An 18,803-nucleotide genomic window follows, 5' to 3' on the forward strand; every position below is an offset into this window, starting at 1 on the left:
ACAGTAGTTAATTTTGCTTGAAATAAAATTAGCTACTGTATATTTTTGTATTAATTTAACATGTTAGGATATTAAAATTTAATTATCTTATCATATATGAAAAGCCATACAAAAAATATTGACTAAAAAATAGAAGAATTATAGAATGACCCTCAATTTATTATCAAGGTTTATTACCAAAAATGCCATATTAATAACACACTCAGCAGTTTCTTTTAAATCTGCGAATATTCTAGCTAAACCATATCTAGTTTTACCAGTTCCAAACTTTCCCTCAACTTCATTTCTTTCACATGTATCAACATACTCTTGTTTTTTTTCAAGTGTAGTTTTATTCTTTTTAGGTCTGCCTAAAGCAGGTCCGGTAATGCTAATTCCATTTTCTTTGCAATAGTTTAAGTTTTTTCTATTTCTATAAATTTTATCAGCTAATATTCTTTCAGGATAAAAGCCATTTCTTGCTTTATAATCCTCTGTTATAGGTATTAAACTCTCGCATTCATTGTAAGGGTGGCGCAAGTTTAGCAGGTGGTAGTGGTACTGTTGTTGGAGCTTTAGTTGGTGCTCTTGTAATGGCAACTATAGATAATGGTATGAGTATGATGAATACACCAACATTTTGGCAATATATTGTTAAAGGTCTAATATTATTGATTGCTGTATGGATGGATATAGCTTCTAAAAATAAAAAATAATTAATGCAGCAATATCTGTAGGTGAAATACATAAATCTGCTACGGATATAAAAGACAAAGCATTGGAAAATATAGCAAAGAGTAATTTAATTTACGATGAGAATCGTTCAAATATTCTTAAATCTATAGAAGATTCGAAGATTGCGGAAGAAGTTAAAATGATGACTGGTTCTATTGAAGAGATAGCAGAACAGACAAATTTACTTGCTTTAAATGCTGCTATAGAGGCGGCAAGAGCTGGAGAACAAGGCAAAGGATTTGCTGTAGTTGCTGATGAAGTAAGAAAACTTGCAGAACAATCTTCTGAAGCAGCTCATAAGATTCAAAATATGGTATCACAAGTCCAAACTGCATTTATAAGTTTATCTAAAAGTGGACAAGATGTACTAGAATTCATGTCTACTAATGTAAAACCTAGCTACGAGCTTCTTATGAATACAGGAACTCAATATGAAAAAGATGCTGAATTTATGCATAATCTCATAGGCAAATTCGAATCATCATCAAAACAAATTGATGATGTGGTAATGCAAGTAAGTAGTTCTATACAAAATATATTTGGCGGAGCTCAAGAATCTGAAACTAGTACTGAAGAAATATAGAGGAATGTTAATGAAATAACGTTTGCGATTGCTGATGTTGCAAAATCATCACAAAGTCAAACAGAACTTTCACAGGAACTTAATGAAATGGTACAAAAGTTTAAAATAGACGTTAGGGATATTCAAATAAAATAATTATGAAAAAGTTTAATGAAACATATTGATCAACGGTTGCAGTATTCTGCAACCAACTAAAATTAAATTAAAGAAAGGAATGCATAATATGAAAAATGCTTATGATTTAACAAAAGAATTTATTTCTGTTGCAGTTAATATTGAAAATTATTTGAATGAAAAAGCACAAACAAATAATGAGGCTAAATTAGATGAATTAGATTTAAAAATAACTAGCTTAGAAAACAGAATATTTGAAATTAAAAATATTTTAAAATTAATAAAGGCTGAATAATGTGTAAATCAAAAAGTTTTTGACTTTAGAATTAATAGTTAGAGTCTAAGAACAAATATAAGGAATGTACTAGAAACGTAAGCAGTTAATTTGAAGAGATTGAAGTTACTCTTCGGGCACATGCTGGTAAAAAAAACTATTAACAAGATTTTTGTATTCAGAATATCCCGCCTAAAGTATAAGTATGAACAGTTCATATCCTGCTGGAGAGATTAAAGAAGTTGCTGGCACACCTATGGACTTTATATTTTTAACTTCTATTGATTGGCAACCATTATTGATGAATTGGATGAGTATATATTTCTTTATACTCATCTAATGGTATAATTTTTATTAATCTAACCTATCTATTATTTTTATCTAATTCTCTATGTGGAAATATATATAAATTCACTTCTAGTGCAAGTTTTTTTTAACCTATATTTAAAACGTAGTATTCCATAAAATAGACAACACATCACTAATTTAAATACTTAAGCCGATTTGGAGCAACACTCTATTATAATTCTAAAGGAAAATTCACATAAAAGAAAATAAGTATCATTGATATTTTTATAATAACTTTTAAAACATCTTTTGAAATAACTTTTAAAAGTTTGTTTGAAAAGATTACAAAAAGTGATATAATAGTATTATGTTTCGTCTATAGAATAATGAAAACGAAATAAAGTATCTCAAGTGTAAGAGTTAATGGACAAATACAAGGACTTGTTATTCTAGATAAAAATAATAAAGTTCTTTGCATTCTATATTGTGATGTGACTAGAGAATGCAGAAAAGCAATCAAACTTATTACTTATTAATAAGTGAAAAATACATAATAAAAGGGGACTGTAAAAAATGATAAACAACAAAATTACTGACATTGATTATTCTTCCGAAAGTTATTTGAAAAAAGTAGATGCGCATTGGAGAGCTGTTAATTATATTTCAGTTGGACAATTGTATCTTATGGGCAATCCTTTATTAAAAGAGCCACTAAAACCAGAACATGTAAAAAATTCCGTTTTTGGTCACTGGGGAACAATTGCTGGACAAACTTTTATTTACTCACATTTAAACCGTGTTATTAACAAATATGATTTAAATATGTTATACATTTCTGGTCCTGGTCATGGTGGACAAGTTATGGTTTCTAACTCTTATTTAGATGGTAGCTATAGTGATATTTACCCTGAAATTACTCAAGATATAAGAGGATTATCAAAATTATACAAGGAATTCTCATTTTCAGGTGGAGTAGGTTCTCATGCAACTCCAGAAGCTCCTGGTTCAATACATGAAGGTGGAGAATTAGGTTATTCTGTAATGCATGGTTTTGGTGCTATATTAGATAATCCTGATTTAATTGCTGCAGTTGTTGTTGGAGATGGTGAAGCAGAAACAGGACCATTAGCTACTTCTTGGCAATTAAATAAATTTATAAATCCTGTTACAGACGGTGTTGTTTTACCAATACTTTACTTAAATGGATTTAAGATTAGCAATCCTACTATAATGGCCCGCATGACAGATGAAGAATTACAAAAATATTTTGAAGGCTTAGGATGGGATCCAATCTTTGTTGAAGGTAACGATCCAGAAGTAATGCATCGTTTAATGGCAGACAAAATGGATGAAGCTATAGAAAAAATTCAAGCTATTAAAAAGAATGCAATTGAAAATAATGATATGTCTAGACCAAAATGGCCAGTTATCCTTAATAGAACACCTAAAGGATGGACAGGACCAAAAGAATTGAATGGACAACCAATTGAAGGTTCATTCCGTGCACATCAAGTTCCAATTCCTTTTGATAGAAAACATATGGAATATGCAGATGAATTCGCAAAATGGATGAAAAGCTATCGCCCAGAAGAATTATTTACTGAAGAAGGTAAGCTAGTTGAAGAAATTGCAGAAATAATTCCTAAAGGCAATAAGCGTATGTCTTGCAACCCTGCAACAAATGGTGGTAAAATCATGAAAGGTTTACGTTTACCAAATTATCGTGATTATGCTATTAATAATGAAGAAAAAGGTAAAAATGTCGCACAAGATATGCTTATTTTAGGTAATTATGTACGTGACGTTATGAAATTAAATAAAAAAGAACGTAATTTCCGTGCTTTCAGTCCAGACGAAGCTGCCTCAAACCGTTTATATGCAATGTTTGAAGAAACAAGCCGCCAATGGGTTGGAGAAATCAATGAACCTTATGATGAATTCCTATCACCAGATGGACGTGTATTTGATTCAATGCTTAGTGAACATGTAGCTGAAGGAGCTTTAGAAGCTTACCTATTAACTGGTCGTCATGGCTTTATACATAGTTACGAATCATTCTTGCGTGTTGTAGACTCAATGGTTACACAACATTTTAAATGGCTTAACCAATGTGAATCCATTGATTGGAGAGAAAAGATTGCATCATTAAACTTAATTATGACTTCTCATATTTGGCAACAAGATCATAATGGTTATACTCACCAAGATCCAGGAATGCTTGGACATTTAGCTGATAAAAATTCGGGTTTAATCCATGAATACTTGCCAGCAGATGCCAATACTTTACTTGTAACATTTGATAAATGTTTAAGAAGCCGTAATCAAGTAAATCTTTTGACAGCTTCAAAACATCCAAGACAACAATGGTTTACTATTGATGAAGCTGAATATTTAGTTAGTAACGGCTTAGGTATCATCGAATGGGCAAGCACAGATAAAAACGGAGAAACAGATATTATATTTGCAATGGCTGGTGATACTCCAACACTGGAAGGTTTCGCTGCTGTTCAATTATTACATGATTATTTACCTGAACTTAAGATTAGATTTGTTAATATTGTTGATTTATTGAAATTACAATCTCCAGAAAGCTATGAACATGGTATGTCCGATGCAGAGTTCAATATGATATTCACTACAGACAAACCAATCATCTTCGGTTTTCATGGATATGAAAACTTAATAGATACTTTGTTCTTCAAACGTGCGAACCATAATGTTTCTGTTCATGGTTACAGAGATAATGGTGAAATCACAACTGGATTCGATATGCGTGTCTTGAACGAATTAGATCGTTACAATCTTGTTAAAGATGCAATCCATCACTTGCCACAATTGGGTAATAAAGGCGCTTATATCATCCAAGAAATGAATGAAAAATTAGATATGCATACTAAATATGTACATGAAAATGGTATTGATTTACCAGAAATCGCTAACTGGGAATGGAAAGGACTTAAGTAATTCTCATCATTCAAGTCAAGAATGCATAGAGGTATATATAATTTTTCTGTTGAAAATAATTGATTTGAGTGTTTATAAGAGTATATAAAATAATAAGAGTAGAAAAGTATATGAATAATCTGGGCGTTGATATGTAATGATAATACAAGAAGTGATAGTTTTATATGATAAAAAAATTATTGGATTTATCTAATAAGGCAAAAGGAGAATTTGTATGGTCATTACAGAAGAATTCATCAGGTTATAGTATTTATATTTCTGCGAAAGTAAATCAATCAATAACTGGCAAAATTTAGGAGTGATACTGGAACAATTAAGTTCAAAATTATTTGTTTCAGAAGAGACTTATGCGACTATTGAATAGGTATCAGCTGGAGAGCAAAAACAAATTATAGAAATTCAAAAGGCGTTTAAGTTTTCAGAAGAATTAAATATAGCAGTTGAAAAACTAAATTTTGCCGTAGATTAATTTAGAGTTAATTATATTATGAGCTAGTATTAATTTGTTATTAAAGTTCATTTTAAAAAAGATAATGAAAAAGTTTACTGAAATATATTGACTAAACAAAAAAAGAGAAGTAAAATAAACTTATTAAAACACATTTAAAAAGTTATTTTAAATTTAAGATTATATAAAAACAAGGTGTATTAAAAACAGGAGGTTTATCATGAGATATTTGTTAGGATTAGATATTGGAACATCAGGAACTAAGACGGCTTTATTTAATGAAGAAGGAAAAACAATAAAAACTGCTACCTATGGTTATGATTTATTTCAACCACAAGTAGGATGGGCAGAACAAAATCCAGATGACTGGTGGGAAGCTTGTGTTAAAGGAATAAAAGATGTTATTGAAAAAAGTGATGTAAAAGCTTCTGACATTAAAGGTATTGGTTTAAGCGGCCAAATGCATGGACTTGTTTTAGTAGATAAAGACTATAAAGTGATAAGAAATTCTATAATATGGTGTGATCAAAGAACAGAAAAAGAGTGCGATTACATGACAGAAGTTATTGGAAAAGAAAGATTAATTAAAATAACAGGAAATCCTGCGTTAACTGGATTTACACTTTCAAAATTATTATGGGTTAGAAATAATGAACCAGAAAATTATGAAAAGATATATAAAATACTTTTACCAAAGGATTATATAAGATTAAAATTAACAAATGTATTTGCAACTGAAGTTTCAGATGCTAGTGGAATGCAAATGTTAGATATAAACACCAGAAATTGGAGTGAAGAACTGCTTAAGGATTTAAACATAGATAAAAATATATTAGCAGATGTTTATGAATCAGTAGTTGTTAGTGGAAAAGTCACAGAAGAGGCTGCTAAATTAACAAATCTAGAAGTAAATACTCCAGTTGTTGGTGGTGCAGGAGATCAAGCTGCTGGCGCTATAGGAAATGGAATAGTAAGTGAAGGAATAATATCTACAACTATAGGTACATCAGGAGTTGTATTTGCAGCAACAGATACACCAAGATTTGATAAAGAAGGAAGAGTTCATACTTTATGTCATGCAGTACCTAATAAGTGGCACATAATGGGGGTAACTCAAGGTGCAGGTTTATCATTGAATTGGTTTAAAAGAACATTTTGTGCTAAAGAAGTTGAAGAGAGTGAAAAGTCAGGAAGAGATATATATGATATTTTAACTGAAAAAGCAGCTGCATCAAAACCAGGGTCTAATGGAATAGTTTATTTACCATACCTTATGGGAGAAAGAACTCCACATATAGATCCAAATGCAAAAGGTGCATTCTTAGGAGTATCACTTATAAATAATCATGATGATTTTGTAAGAAGTATATTAGAAGGTGTTAGCTTTAGCTTAAAGAATTGCCTTGATCTTATTGAAGGTATGAATGTAAATATTGATGAAATAAGAGTAAGTGGTGGTGGTGCAGAAAGTAGTGTTTGGAGACAAATATTAGCTGATATTTTTGGGTATCCATTAACTACAGTTAAGGCATCAGAAGGTGGAGCTCTTGGTGTAGCAATACTTGCAGGAGTTGGAGCTGGAATATATGATTCAGTAGAAGATGCTTGTAGCAAAATAATAAAAGGAAATTCAAAGGTAAATCCAAATACTGATTTGAAAGATATATATGAAAAAGTATACGAAATCTATAATGCTAGTTATCCAAGGACAAAGGATTTACACCTTTAAAAAGATAAAAGTAGAACAAAAAAACAGTTTAAAGACAAATAATTAAAATAATATAAGAAAAAATAACAAATGAGATGCTTAACTACACAAAATAGTGATATCATTAACTAAGGGAAAGAATGGGGGTAATTTAAAAATTGATCGAAGTAAATCACAGCAAAATTAAGGAAACAAACAGAAAAAAAATAATTAAATTACTACTGGTAAAAAATGAAATTACTAAGTTAGATATCTCTAGAGAACTTGATATAAGTATTACAACAGTTTCTACTAATATTACAGAATTAAAAGAAGAGGGAATTGTTGAAGATGTAAGGTCATTAGAATCTACTGGTGGTAGGAAAGCAATGGCAATTAAGTTAAATGAAAATTGTAGATATTCATTAGGAATAGCCTTATCACCTAAACATATAAAATTATCATTAATTAATTTAAAAAGTGAAGAAATTGATAATATTAGAGTAAGACACAAAAATAATAATGCTGATGAAATAGTTCAAGTAGTAAATGATAATATATATGAAATTTTACAGAACAATAACATACAAACTACTCAGCTTTTAGGAATTGGAATTTCTATACCAGGAACTGTAGATTCAGAAAGAGGGATAATAAAAAATTCTTATTTGCTTAATATGAAGAATTTTAATTTAAAAGAAAAATTTGAATATTTAAATGTACCTATATATATAGATAATGAAGCAAATTTATCAGCATATTATGAATATTTAAATAAAAAAGATATAGTAGATAATTTATTATATGTTTCAATAACAGATGGATTAGGTCTTGGAATAATAATAAATGGAGCAATATATAGAGGAAGTGATAATTCATCTGGAGAGATGGGTCACACAAAAATAAATCTAGATGGAAAGCTATGTAAGTGCGGAGCTAGAGGATGTTTAGAAGCATATACTTCTAAAAACGTACTTTTAGAACTATACAATGAAAAATTATCAGATGAATTAGACGAGATAGAAGATATAGAAACGTTAGAAAAAGCATATGATAATGGTGATGAAGATGCTATACAAATATTAAAAGAATACTTATATATTTTAGGAAATGGGATAGTTAATTTAACTATGATTTTAGATCCTAATCGTGTAGTTATTGGTGGAGAAATAAATAATTTAATCAATAATGAAATAGAGTACTTAAAAGAAGTAATATATAAAGATAATTTATTTATTAATGATAGTAATTGCAAAATAGAAATTACAAAGTTCAAGGAATCATTTCTTTTAGGAGCAGCAATGATGCCTATAGAGGAATTTTTAGAAATTAAATAATAAGGTAGTATTTACTACCTCATTTATAAAAACTTATTAAAGGATATTTAAAAATATATTATTTAAGTATTTAAGCAATTAATAATTTAAAAATATTCGTTGTAAATAAAAAAAGAGGAGATGTAAGAAAAATGAGATTTTTTTTAGACACAGCAAACATAGAACATATTAAAGAAGCAAATGAAATGGGAGTAATATGTGGTGTAACTACAAACCCATCATTAGTTGCTAAAGAAGGTAGAGACTTTAATGAAGTCATAAAAGAAATAACAGAAATAGTAGATGGACCAATAAGTGGAGAAGTTATAAGTGAAGATGCGCAAGGGATGATTAAAGAAGGAAGAGAAATCGCAGCAATTCATAAAAATATGATTGTAAAGATTCCAATGACAGCAGAAGGACTTAAGGCAACTAAGGTTTTATCTAAAGAAGGAATTAAAACAAATGTAACTTTAATTTTCTCAGTAACACAAGCTCTTTTAGCTGCAAATGCAGGAGCAACATATGTAAGCCCATTCTTAGGAAGAATAGATGATATATCAATGGATGGAATGGAACTAGTAAGAAATATTGCAGATATATTTGCAATTCACGGAATAGAAACAGAAATAATTGCAGCTAGCGTAAGAAATCCAATTCATGTTATTCAAGCAGCACAAGCTGGAGCAGATATAGCAACAATTCCATATAGCTTAGTATTACAAATGATAAAGCATCCATTAACAGATCAAGGACTTGAAAAGTTTAAGGCAGATTGGGCAGCGGCTTTTGGAAAGTAAACGTTAAGAGTTAACAATGAACAATTAACAATTAACAATTAACAGTTAACAACTAATAATGAATAATTATGGAACAAAACTCACAGAGAAAGTTCGAAGAACGAAATTTAAAATTTCGATTGTCACTTTTCAGGAGGAGTTTGAAAAAATATATATTAAAGAAATTCCGTAGGAATTTCATCCTTAATTATTCATCAATCATTCATATTTAAATAATAATGTAAAGTGAGGAAAAAAATGAGTAGAGAATTCGATAAATTATCTATTAATGCAATAAGAGTACTTTCAGCAGATGCAATTGAAAAATCAAAATCTGGTCATCCAGGACTTCCACTTGGAGCAGCAACTATGGCCTTCACTTTATGGTCAAAAATGAACCATAATGGAAAGAATCCAACTTGGGATAATAGAGACAGGTTCGTATTATCAGCAGGACATGGTTCAATGCTTGAATATTCATTATTACACTTATTTGGATATGGAGTAACAGTTGAAGATATTAAAAACTTCAGACAAGTAGGAAGTTTAACTCCAGGACATCCAGAGTTTGGTCATACTAAAGGTGTTGAAATTACAACAGGACCACTTGGACAAGGTATATGTAATGCTGTAGGAATGGCAATGGCAGAAGCACATCTTGCAGAAAAGTTTAATAAAGAGAACTATAATGTAGTTAATCACTATACATATGCAATATGTGGAGATGGTTGTCTTATGGAAGGAATTTCAGGAGAAGCATCATCACTAGCTGGAACTTTAGGTCTTGGAAAATTAGTTGTATTATATGATTCAAATAATATTTCAATTGAAGGAAGTACTGATATAGCATTTAGAGAAGATGTAGCCAAGAGATATGAAGCTTATTGTTGGCAAGTATTAAACATTGCTGATGGAAATGATATAGATGCAATAGAAGCTGCTATTGAAGAAGCTAAAGCAGAAACTTTAAAACCTTCAATTATAATAGTTAAAAACCAAATTGGTTTCGGATGTCCTGCAAAGCAAGGAAAAGCATCAGCTCATGGGGAACCATTAGGAACTGAAAATGTAATTGCAATGAAAGAAAACTTAGGTTGGAAGACAGAACCAGCATTCTATGTACCAGATGAAGTATATACAAATATGAATGAACACATAGAAGAAGGCGCTTCAAAAGAAGAAGCTTGGAACAAATTATTTACAGAATATAAGAAAGCCTATCCAGAATTAGCTGTAGAATATGCTAATTGGATGAGTGGTGAAATAGATAAAGAAGCATTATTAAATAATGAAGAACTTTGGAGCTTTGATAAAGAAATGGCTACAAGAGAATCTTCAGGAATAATGATAAATAGATTAGCTAAATTAATTCCTAATTTAATAGGAGGATCAGCAGATTTAGCTCCTTCAAATAAAACTTATATGGCTGGCAAGGGAGACTTCTCAGATACTGACAGAAGCGGACAAAATCTTCACTTTGGAGTAAGAGAACATGCAATGGCAGCTATAGTTAATGGTATGTATGTACATGGTGGACTTAAGGTATTCTGTTCAACATTCTTCGTATTCAGTGACTACATGAAGGGTGCTATGAGATTATCAAGTCTTATGAACCTTCCAATAGCTTATGTTTTAACACATGATAGTATTGGAGTAGGAGAAGATGGTCCAACTCATCAACCAATAGAACAATTAGCAGCACTTAGAAGTATGCCAAACATGACAGTATTTAGACCAGCTGACTCAAAAGAAACAGCAGCAGCTTGGTATTATGCTGTAACTAATGGGACTACACCAACATCATTGGTATTAACAAGACAAAAGTTACCACTATATGATGGATGTCCTAAGAGAGCATTAAAGGGTGGATATATCCTTAAAGATTCTAAAAAGGAAACTCCAGATGTACTTCTTATGGCATCAGGTTCAGAAGTTGAATTAATATTTAAAGCAGCTGACGAATTAGCAACTAAAGGAATAGACGCAAGAGTTATAAGTATGCCATCATTCGAGTTATTCGAAGCACAAGATGAAGCTTATAAAGAATCAGTTATGCCAAATAAAGTAAGAGCAAGAGTTGCTGTTGAAGCATTAACATCATTTGGATGGCATAAATATGTAGGTCTAGATGGAAATGTTATTTCATTAGATACTTTCGGAGCATCAGGAAATGCAAATACATTATTTAAACAATTTGGATTCACTGTAGAAAATGTTGTTGATACTGCTGCTACAGTAGTAAATAAATAAAATCTTAAACTAAGTAGATTTAGCATATTGCAATAAAATAGATAAGAATTAAATAAATATGTGTTGAAAGACATCTTGAATATTTGTGAACTATCAAAATATTGCAATATGTATATAAATATAAGAAATATGAAATATGAAAGGTAGGGTTAAGATGATTATAAAAAAAGTTACTGACATTGATTTTAAAAAATATGGACAAGTTTTAAATAACTATGATTGCTCTGAAATAATTGAAAAAATGAAAAGTATTACACCTATGCCTACTGATGTAATTTATGAACCATCTATAAAAGAACTTGAAGATTTAAAAATTGCTGAAGATTTAAGAACAAGAGAATTTGGTGAATTACCAATTCAAATAGGATATTGTAATGGCAATAATTATATGCTAAATGCAGTTGAATATCATCGTTCATCTGAAATAAATATAGCAGTAACAGATCTTATTTTGCTTATAGGTAGCCAACAAGATATCGAAAACGATTATTCTTATGATACTGCCAATATAGAAGCTTTTATGGTTCCAGCTGGAACTATAATTGAAGTATATGCAACTACCCTTCATTATGCACCTTGCAATGCACAAGAAGATGGATTTAAATGTGTTGTTGTTCTACCAAGAGATACTAATTTGCCTTTAGAAAAAACAATTGAAAAAGTAGGAGAAGATGCATTGTTATTTGCTAGAAACAAGTGGTTAATTGGTCATAAGGACACAGATTTAGGTGAGCAAGGAGCATTTATAGGCTTAGTTGGAGAAAATATTCACCTTTAAAAAAAGTGCGAAGCACAATTAGGAACTTATTTAGCGCAACCAAGAATATTTTGTCATAATTGACTTAATATAAACCGTAATTGAAAACTTAATTGATAAAAAGATAAAATTAGAAATGTATAAAAAAGATTAAAGATAAAAGTGTGTGTAAAATATTAACTAAGATAAAGATATGTATTAAAAATAAAAAAATATAATAAATGGAGGAATTAGAAATGAATAATATACCAAAAGTAAAATTAGGAATTGTTGCAGTAAGTAGAGATTGTTTCCCAATGGAGTTATCAGTTAATAGAAGAAAGGCTGTAGTAGAAGCTTATAAAAAATCTAACGGGGATATTTATGAATGTCCAACAGCTATTGAAAATGAAAAACATATGGAAAAAGCATTGGCAGAAGTTAAAGAAGCTGGCGTAAATGCATTAGTAGTATTCCTTGGAAACTTTGGACCAGAAACTGCTGAAACTTTACTTGCTAAGAAATTTGATGGACCTGTAATGTTTGTTGCAGCTGCTGAAGAAACTGGAGATAACTTAATTAATGGACGTGGAGATGCATATTGTGGAATGCTTAATGCAAGTTATAATTTAGCACTTCGTAATATAAAAGCATATATCCCTGAATATCCAGTTGGAACAGCATCAGAAGTTGCAGATATGATATCTGAATTTGTACCAGTTGCAACTGCTTTACTTGGAATACAAAACTTAAAAGTTATTTCATTTGGACCTCGTCCACAAGATTTCTTAGCTTGTAATGCACCTATTAAGCAATTATATAACTTAGGTGTTGAAATAGAAGAAAACTCAGAACTTGATTTATATGCTGCATTTAATGAACATGCAAATGACTCAAGAATTCCAGATGTAATTGCTAGCATGGAAAAAGAATTAGGAGAAGGAAATAAAATGCCTGGTATCCTACCAAAACTTGCACAATATGAAATTACATTATTAGATTGGATGGAAGAACATAAAGGTTCAAGAGAATATGTTGTATTTGCAAATAAATGCTGGCCATCATTCCAAACACAATTTGGATTTGTACCTTGCTATGTAAACAGCCGTTTAACAGCAATGGGAATTCCAGTAGCTTGCGAAGTTGATATTTATGGTGCATTAAGTGAATATATAGGAACTTGCATAAGCCAAGATGTTGTTACTTTACTTGATATTAATAATTCAGTACCAGCTGATATGTATGAATCAGAAATTAAAGGTAAATTTGATTACACATTAAAAGATACATTTATGGGATTCCACTGTGGTAACACATCAGCTTGCAAATTATCATCTTGTACTATGAAAAATCAAATGATTATGGCAAGAGCATTAGAACCAAATGTAGAACCAAATATAACTAGAGGAACTCTTGAAGGAGATATTCTTCCAGGAGATATTACATTCTTCAGATTACAAAGCAATGCAGATGCAGAATTAACAGCTTATGTAGCTCAAGGTGAAGTTCTACCAGTTGCAACTCGTTCATTTGGAGCTATTGGTATATTTGCAATTCCTGAAATGGGAAGATTCTATCGTCATGTATTAATAGAAAAGAATTATCCACATCATGGAGCAGTTGCATTTGGACACCACGGAAAAGCAATTTACAATTTATTTAGATATCTAGGTGTTAAAGAATTTGGATTTAATCAACCTAAAGGAATGCTTTATAAAACAGAAAATCCTTTTGAAAAATAATAAGAATAGTTAAATTTTAAATAAGTTGGGTAAGTGAGTTAGTATTTAGTTAACTTTCTTGCCCAACTTTTAATTATTGTTTAATAATTAAAAGTGACATAAAAAAATCATGAAATGAGATATGAAAGAAATAACTAAAGATGAAGATAATCTATACGAGAGATTATCTTCATCTTTTTTATTTATAATTGCGAGAAAAGTATAAGTTCGGAAATTGAAATTTGAATGTAAGGATTATCTTAAAATAAGTAAAAACACTTTTATGAGAACTCTTTTATAGATGAAAAATTCTTATTTGTGCTTCGCACTTTTTTTGATGGTGAAAAGTTCTTGATTGTGCTTCGCACTTTTTTAATATGGGAAAAGTTCTTGATTATGCTTCGCACTTTTTTTAGTGGTGCATATAATAAATTAAATTAATAGATGTGTATGGGATTAATATATGGGTGAAAATTGTGCGAAAAGTAAAAATTTCATTAAAAGAATATTAGAAACAGGTAAGATAGTTGAATTTAATGAAGATTCAAAGATAGTTTTAATAAGTGATTCGCATAGAGGGGATGGAGGATATGCAGATTCTTTAAGGCAAAATAAAAACATTTATAAAGCTGCACTTGGATTTTATAATAAAAATGGCTATACTTTAATTGAACTAGGTGATGGAGATGAGTTGTGGAAAAACAAGGATTGTTTAGATATAGCTTATAATTATAAAGATATTTTTAATATATTAAATAAGTTTCATAAAGATAATAGACTATATTTAGTTTTTGGAAATCATGATATAGTTAAATCAAATCCAGAATTTATGAAAAAACAAGAAAAACTTTTTGAGGCTACAGGCTATGGGTTTGGACGTGAAATGATTAGTCTTTATAGAAACATAAAATTTTATGAGGGGATTATACTTAGATATACGCCTTTAAACAAAGATATAATTGCGTTTCATGGACATCAAGTTGACTTGATTAACTGTGACATGTGGAAAAGTAGTAGATTTTTAGTTAGATATGTATGGCGATTTCTAGAGGGGATTGCTGGATTTAAATCGCCCACTAGTCCTGCAAATAATTATAACAAGGGAAATAAGATAGACAATATATTAGAAAAGTTGGCAAGAAAAGAAAGGAAAATGATTATTTGTGGACATACACATAATGATATATTTCCAGAACCTGAAGAAGGGCTTTATTTTAATGATGGATGTTGTGTGTTCCCATCATCAGTAACTTGTATTGAAATAACTAACGGAGAAATTTCTTTAGTAAAATGGGAAATAGAAGTGGGCAAGAAAGAAATTTTATATATTAATAAAAGTATAACAGGAGGTCCCGAAAAAATACGGAAATATTTAGATTTTGCTAGAAACCTTTAGTAAGGGAAACAATTAAAAAATATTCTATAAAAATGTAATTAGAGTTTTTGAAGAAATTTTTAAATAATATAAAATTGACATTTATAAAGTAAATTGTACGAAACAAAGTTGAAAGGTGGTGGACGTTAGTAGAGATTTAATATGTATAATATATTATCTCGCTAAGACAATTATGAATAAATTAAGTGGAAAAGTTGCACTGATTACAGGAGCATCAAGAGGCATAGGAAGAGCTATAGCTATAGAATTTGCAAGACAAGGTGCAAGTATAATAATAAACTATTCAACAGATGATGAAGGCGCAAAAGAAACGTTAGAAGAAGTAAAAAGAGTAAGTGGATATGGAATTATAATAAAAGGAGATATATCATCTTTTGAAAAGTGCAATATAATAGTTAATGAAACTTTAAAGATAATGGGTAAAATAGATATTTTAGTAAATAATGCAGGTATAAGCTACATTGGATTATTTATGGATGCTACAGAAGAGGAAATTCAAAGAATTGTAAGTACTAATCTTTTAGGTGCAATGTATTTAACAAAACATGTTCTTAAAGAGATGATTTCGAGAAAAAGTGGAAATATAATAAACATTTCTTCTATGTGGGGAGAGGTTGGAGCATCCTGTGAAGTATTGTATTCAACTACAAAAGGTGGATTAAATGCATTTACAAAAGCTCTTGCAAAAGAAGTTGCACCTTCAAATATAAGAGTAAATTGTATTGCACCAGGAGTAATAGATACAAAAATGAATTCTTTTCTAGGAGAAGAAGAAAAAAAGGCCCTAGAAGAAGAAATTCCTCTAGGGAGATTTGGAAATCCAAGTGAAATAGGAAAACTTGCAGTATTTTTATGTAGTGACGATTCTTCATATATAACAGGGCAAATCATCCGTGCAGATGGTGGATTCATCTGATAGCTAGTTACATTCAAAAATAAATGGAGACATTTGATTTATTATATCTATATCTCTGATTTAATAAAGTATTGAGATCATTACGCATTTTTATAACATAATGTTATATTTATACTTTAATCTTCTTCGTTTTCAGGCGATACTATTTTGTCTAAGTAGAAGTAAAATTCTACTCCTTTATCTATGTTTTTAAGGTTAAATTCACTATTATGAAGATGTAAAATGTTTTTAACTATTGATAATCCAATACCTGTGCTATTTTTTTGAGTTCTTTCTCTAGATTTATCTAGTCTATAGAATTTATCAAAAAGCTTACTTATTTCTTCTTCAGGGATGCTCACGCCCATATTTTGAACTGATATTTTAAACTTATCTAATTCCTCTTCAATGTTTATATTAATATCATTGCTTGGAGGAGTATATTTAATTGCATTGGTCATAAGATTAGTAAAAACTTGCTCCATTTGAAATGGATCTGCATAAACATAACTATAAGGCGTTGAAGAATTAAAATTCACATTGAATTTATTTTCTTCAAAGTCAGGTTTATGCTTTTTAAGTACTTTGGTAATTAATCGATTTATATTAAAGGCTTCAGGATTTGGTTTGATTGTTCCAGATTCAAGTTTTGAAAGTTCCAACATATTAGTGACTAAAACACTCATTTTTTTAGATTCATCAATTATAGTTTCTAAATACATTTTTGCATCTTCACCAGATACAATACCATCTTTAAGCCCTTCTGCATAACCTTCTATTATTCCAATTGGAGTTTTAAGTTCGTGACTTACATTAGCTGTGAATTCCTTCCTCATGTTATCTAATTGTCTTTCTTTTTCGATATCATCTTCAAGTTTTTTATTTTTCTTTTGTAGATCTAATAGTGATGCTTGAAGATTTTTTGATAAAAAGTTTAAGGATTTAGCAAGACTACCTATTTCATCTTCTCTATCAGTTTCACAAGTTACAGAAAAATCCATGTTAGACATTTTATTAGCAACAAAGGTTAAAGTCACAAGAGGTTTAGAAATTAAATTAGAATAAATTAAAGCAAGTATTATAGAAACAGTAATTAGACCATAAAATAAATATATAAAAAATTCACTTATAACTTCAGAGGCTTCTTTTATGGGCTGAATAGAAGAAACACAAAAAATAAGGCTATCATTTTTACTGCTTAAAGACATAGGGCTAACAACACCAATCTTTTTTAGTCCACTACTTTTGTTATCAAAATTTGTATATTTAGTTTGAGAATGTGTAATAACTTGATTTATTAAATCTTTATTGTTAATTAATTCTGTGCCAAAAGCAGTTAAAGTGTCAAAGCTTTCCTTATCACCATTAATATTATTAGAAATATATTTAATGTCTCCAGTTAAAGACGTAACAATAACTTTAGCATTATTATCATTTTCAAGTTTTTGAAGGGCTTTATATAAGTCAGAATCATTGTCAATATGAAGAGAATATAAATCATGAAACTTATTAACTTCTTGTACTAATGATATTGTTTTTTTATAAGAATAAAATCTTTCAAAGAAAAAAGCTTGTGCAAAGTATGTTATAAGCATTAAGCCGATAATTAGAGACAAGGTTATAGTAAACAGTCTTTTAGATAAACTGTACCTCATTATTTAGCCTCAAATTTATAACCACTGCCACGAACAGTAATTATATAAGTAGACTTATCTAATAATTTTTCTCGAAGTCTTTTAACATTAGTGTCTACAGTACGAATATCCCCATAATAATCAATACCCCATACGTTATCTAAAATATTATCTCTATTTAAGGCAATACCTTCATTAGTGATCAAATATATTAAAAGCTCATATTCTTTTGGTGACAATATTATTTCTTTTCCATCAATTTTAACTTCATGAGAAAGCTTATTTACTGTAAGACCATTAAAATTTTGAGAGCTTGAATCCAAGTCTTCTCTAGTCCTTTTAAGAAGGGCTTTAACTTTAGCAATTAAAACCTTAGGGCTAAAAGGCTTTGTCATATAGTCATCAGCACCATAATCATATCCTTGAAGTTTATCTTCTTCCTCTCCTTTTGCAGTAAGCAGAATTACTGGAACAGTTGAAACCTCTCTTAATTTTTCAAGCATAGTTAATCCATCCATAATAGGCATCATTATATCTAAAAGAACCAAATCGATTTTTTGAGTGCTAAATATAAACAAGCCCTCTTCACCATTTGAAGCTTCAAAAACATTAAAATCTTCCTTCATTAAATAGTCTCTAAGTAAAAATCTAATTCTAAGTTCATCCTCTACAATTAAAATAGATTTCCGCATTATTATGTCATCTCCTTTATCAAAATAAATTGAAATTATTTGGTAATATATGAAAAGTTTATTCATAATTAATAATACAATATAAATAAGGCAATTATATTACAACCTTATCATATTAATTTCTACGTTATAAGAGCAAAGATATTTTTATAATTTAATTAGTAATTATAAGCATTTTGATATTAATTATATTTAATAATAATATAATTAATATTATTATCGATATAACTTTCTTTAATTATATTGAATTAGAAGATATAAGGATAGAAGAATATTTTATAAATTATACATTCAAAACTATAAAGTATACAT

At 29.6% G+C, this 18,803-nt stretch carries 13 protein-coding genes and 2 pseudogenes; 12 read left to right on the top strand and 3 right to left on the bottom strand.

Annotation, left to right across the window (positions count from 1 at the left end; all coding sequences use genetic code 11):
* Window positions 1-138: 138 nt before the first annotated feature.
* Window positions 139-579, bottom strand: a complete 441-nt coding sequence (locus tag DIC82_10565; GenBank protein ID AWK51448.1) for a hypothetical protein — start codon at window positions 577-579, stop codon at window positions 139-141.
* On the opposite strand from DIC82_10565, the pseudogene DIC82_10570 reads away from it, so the two are divergent.
* The 12 genes and pseudogenes from DIC82_10570 to DIC82_10625 all read left to right on the top strand — a co-directional run bounded on the left by DIC82_10570 (window position 510) and on the right by DIC82_10625 (window position 16,186).
* Window positions 510-695, top strand: a pseudogene (locus DIC82_10570) (sugar ABC transporter permease). The gene DIC82_10565 and the pseudogene DIC82_10570 overlap by 70 nt on opposite strands.
* Window positions 696-700: 5 nt before the next feature.
* Window positions 701-1,432: pseudogene (locus DIC82_10575) on the top strand (methyl-accepting chemotaxis protein).
* Window positions 1,433-1,520: 88 nt separating this feature from the next.
* The gene (locus DIC82_10580) at window positions 1,521-1,706 is read left to right on the top strand and encodes a hypothetical protein (GenBank protein AWK51449.1); all 186 of its coding nucleotides are present in this window, start codon (window positions 1,521-1,523) and stop codon (window positions 1,704-1,706) included.
* Between the two features lie 855 nt (window positions 1,707-2,561).
* Window positions 2,562-4,937, top strand: a complete 2,376-nt coding sequence (locus tag DIC82_10585; protein AWK53068.1) for a phosphoketolase — start codon at window positions 2,562-2,564, stop codon at window positions 4,935-4,937.
* Window positions 4,938-5,605: 668 nt separating this feature from the next.
* Window positions 5,606-7,114, top strand: coding sequence for a xylulokinase (xylB, locus tag DIC82_10590; GenBank protein ID AWK51450.1), 1,509 nt, complete (start codon window positions 5,606-5,608; stop codon window positions 7,112-7,114).
* A gap of 137 nt (window positions 7,115-7,251) precedes the next feature.
* Window positions 7,252-8,409, top strand: a complete 1,158-nt coding sequence (locus tag DIC82_10595) for an ROK family transcriptional regulator (protein AWK51451.1) — start codon at window positions 7,252-7,254, stop codon at window positions 8,407-8,409.
* Between the two features lie 131 nt (window positions 8,410-8,540).
* A complete protein-coding gene (fsa, locus tag DIC82_10600; protein ID AWK51452.1) occupies window positions 8,541-9,188 on the top strand; it encodes a fructose-6-phosphate aldolase in 648 nt (215 codons plus the stop codon).
* Window positions 9,189-9,425: 237 nt separating this feature from the next.
* Window positions 9,426-11,417, top strand: coding sequence for a transketolase (gene tkt, locus DIC82_10605; protein ID AWK51453.1), 1,992 nt, complete (start codon window positions 9,426-9,428; stop codon window positions 11,415-11,417).
* Between the two features lie 154 nt (window positions 11,418-11,571).
* The gene (locus tag DIC82_10610) at window positions 11,572-12,195 is read left to right on the top strand and encodes a DUF4867 domain-containing protein (GenBank protein ID AWK51454.1); all 624 of its coding nucleotides are present in this window, start codon (window positions 11,572-11,574) and stop codon (window positions 12,193-12,195) included.
* A gap of 215 nt (window positions 12,196-12,410) precedes the next feature.
* Window positions 12,411-13,895, top strand: a complete 1,485-nt coding sequence (locus tag DIC82_10615; protein ID AWK51455.1) for a fucose isomerase — start codon at window positions 12,411-12,413, stop codon at window positions 13,893-13,895.
* A gap of 442 nt (window positions 13,896-14,337) precedes the next feature.
* Complete coding sequence (locus tag DIC82_10620) at window positions 14,338-15,270, top strand: serine/threonine protein phosphatase (GenBank protein ID AWK51456.1); 933 nt, start codon at window positions 14,338-14,340, stop codon at window positions 15,268-15,270.
* Window positions 15,271-15,442: 172 nt separating this feature from the next.
* Window positions 15,443-16,186: a short-chain dehydrogenase gene (locus tag DIC82_10625; GenBank protein ID AWK53069.1), complete on the top strand. Its 744-nt coding sequence runs from the start codon at window positions 15,443-15,445 to the stop codon at window positions 16,184-16,186.
* A 116-nt stretch (window positions 16,187-16,302) separates the two neighbouring features.
* Here DIC82_10625 and DIC82_10630 read toward each other — a convergent pair whose 3' ends face one another.
* Both DIC82_10630 and DIC82_10635 read right to left on the bottom strand, forming a co-directional pair.
* Window positions 16,303-17,820 carry a two-component sensor histidine kinase gene (locus DIC82_10630; GenBank protein AWK51457.1) on the bottom strand — a complete coding sequence of 506 codons (1,518 nt, stop codon included), beginning with the start codon at window positions 17,818-17,820 and terminating at the stop codon, window positions 16,303-16,305.
* Complete coding sequence (locus tag DIC82_10635; GenBank protein AWK51458.1) at window positions 17,820-18,491, bottom strand: DNA-binding response regulator; 672 nt, start codon at window positions 18,489-18,491, stop codon at window positions 17,820-17,822. Before DIC82_10635 ends, DIC82_10630 begins: the two co-directional genes overlap by 1 nt.
* Window positions 18,492-18,803 lie beyond the last annotated feature (312 nt).

The sequence above is a fragment of the Clostridium beijerinckii genome (genome assembly GCA_003129525.1).
GTDB lineage: Bacteria > Bacillota > Clostridia > Clostridiales > Clostridiaceae > Clostridium > Clostridium beijerinckii_D.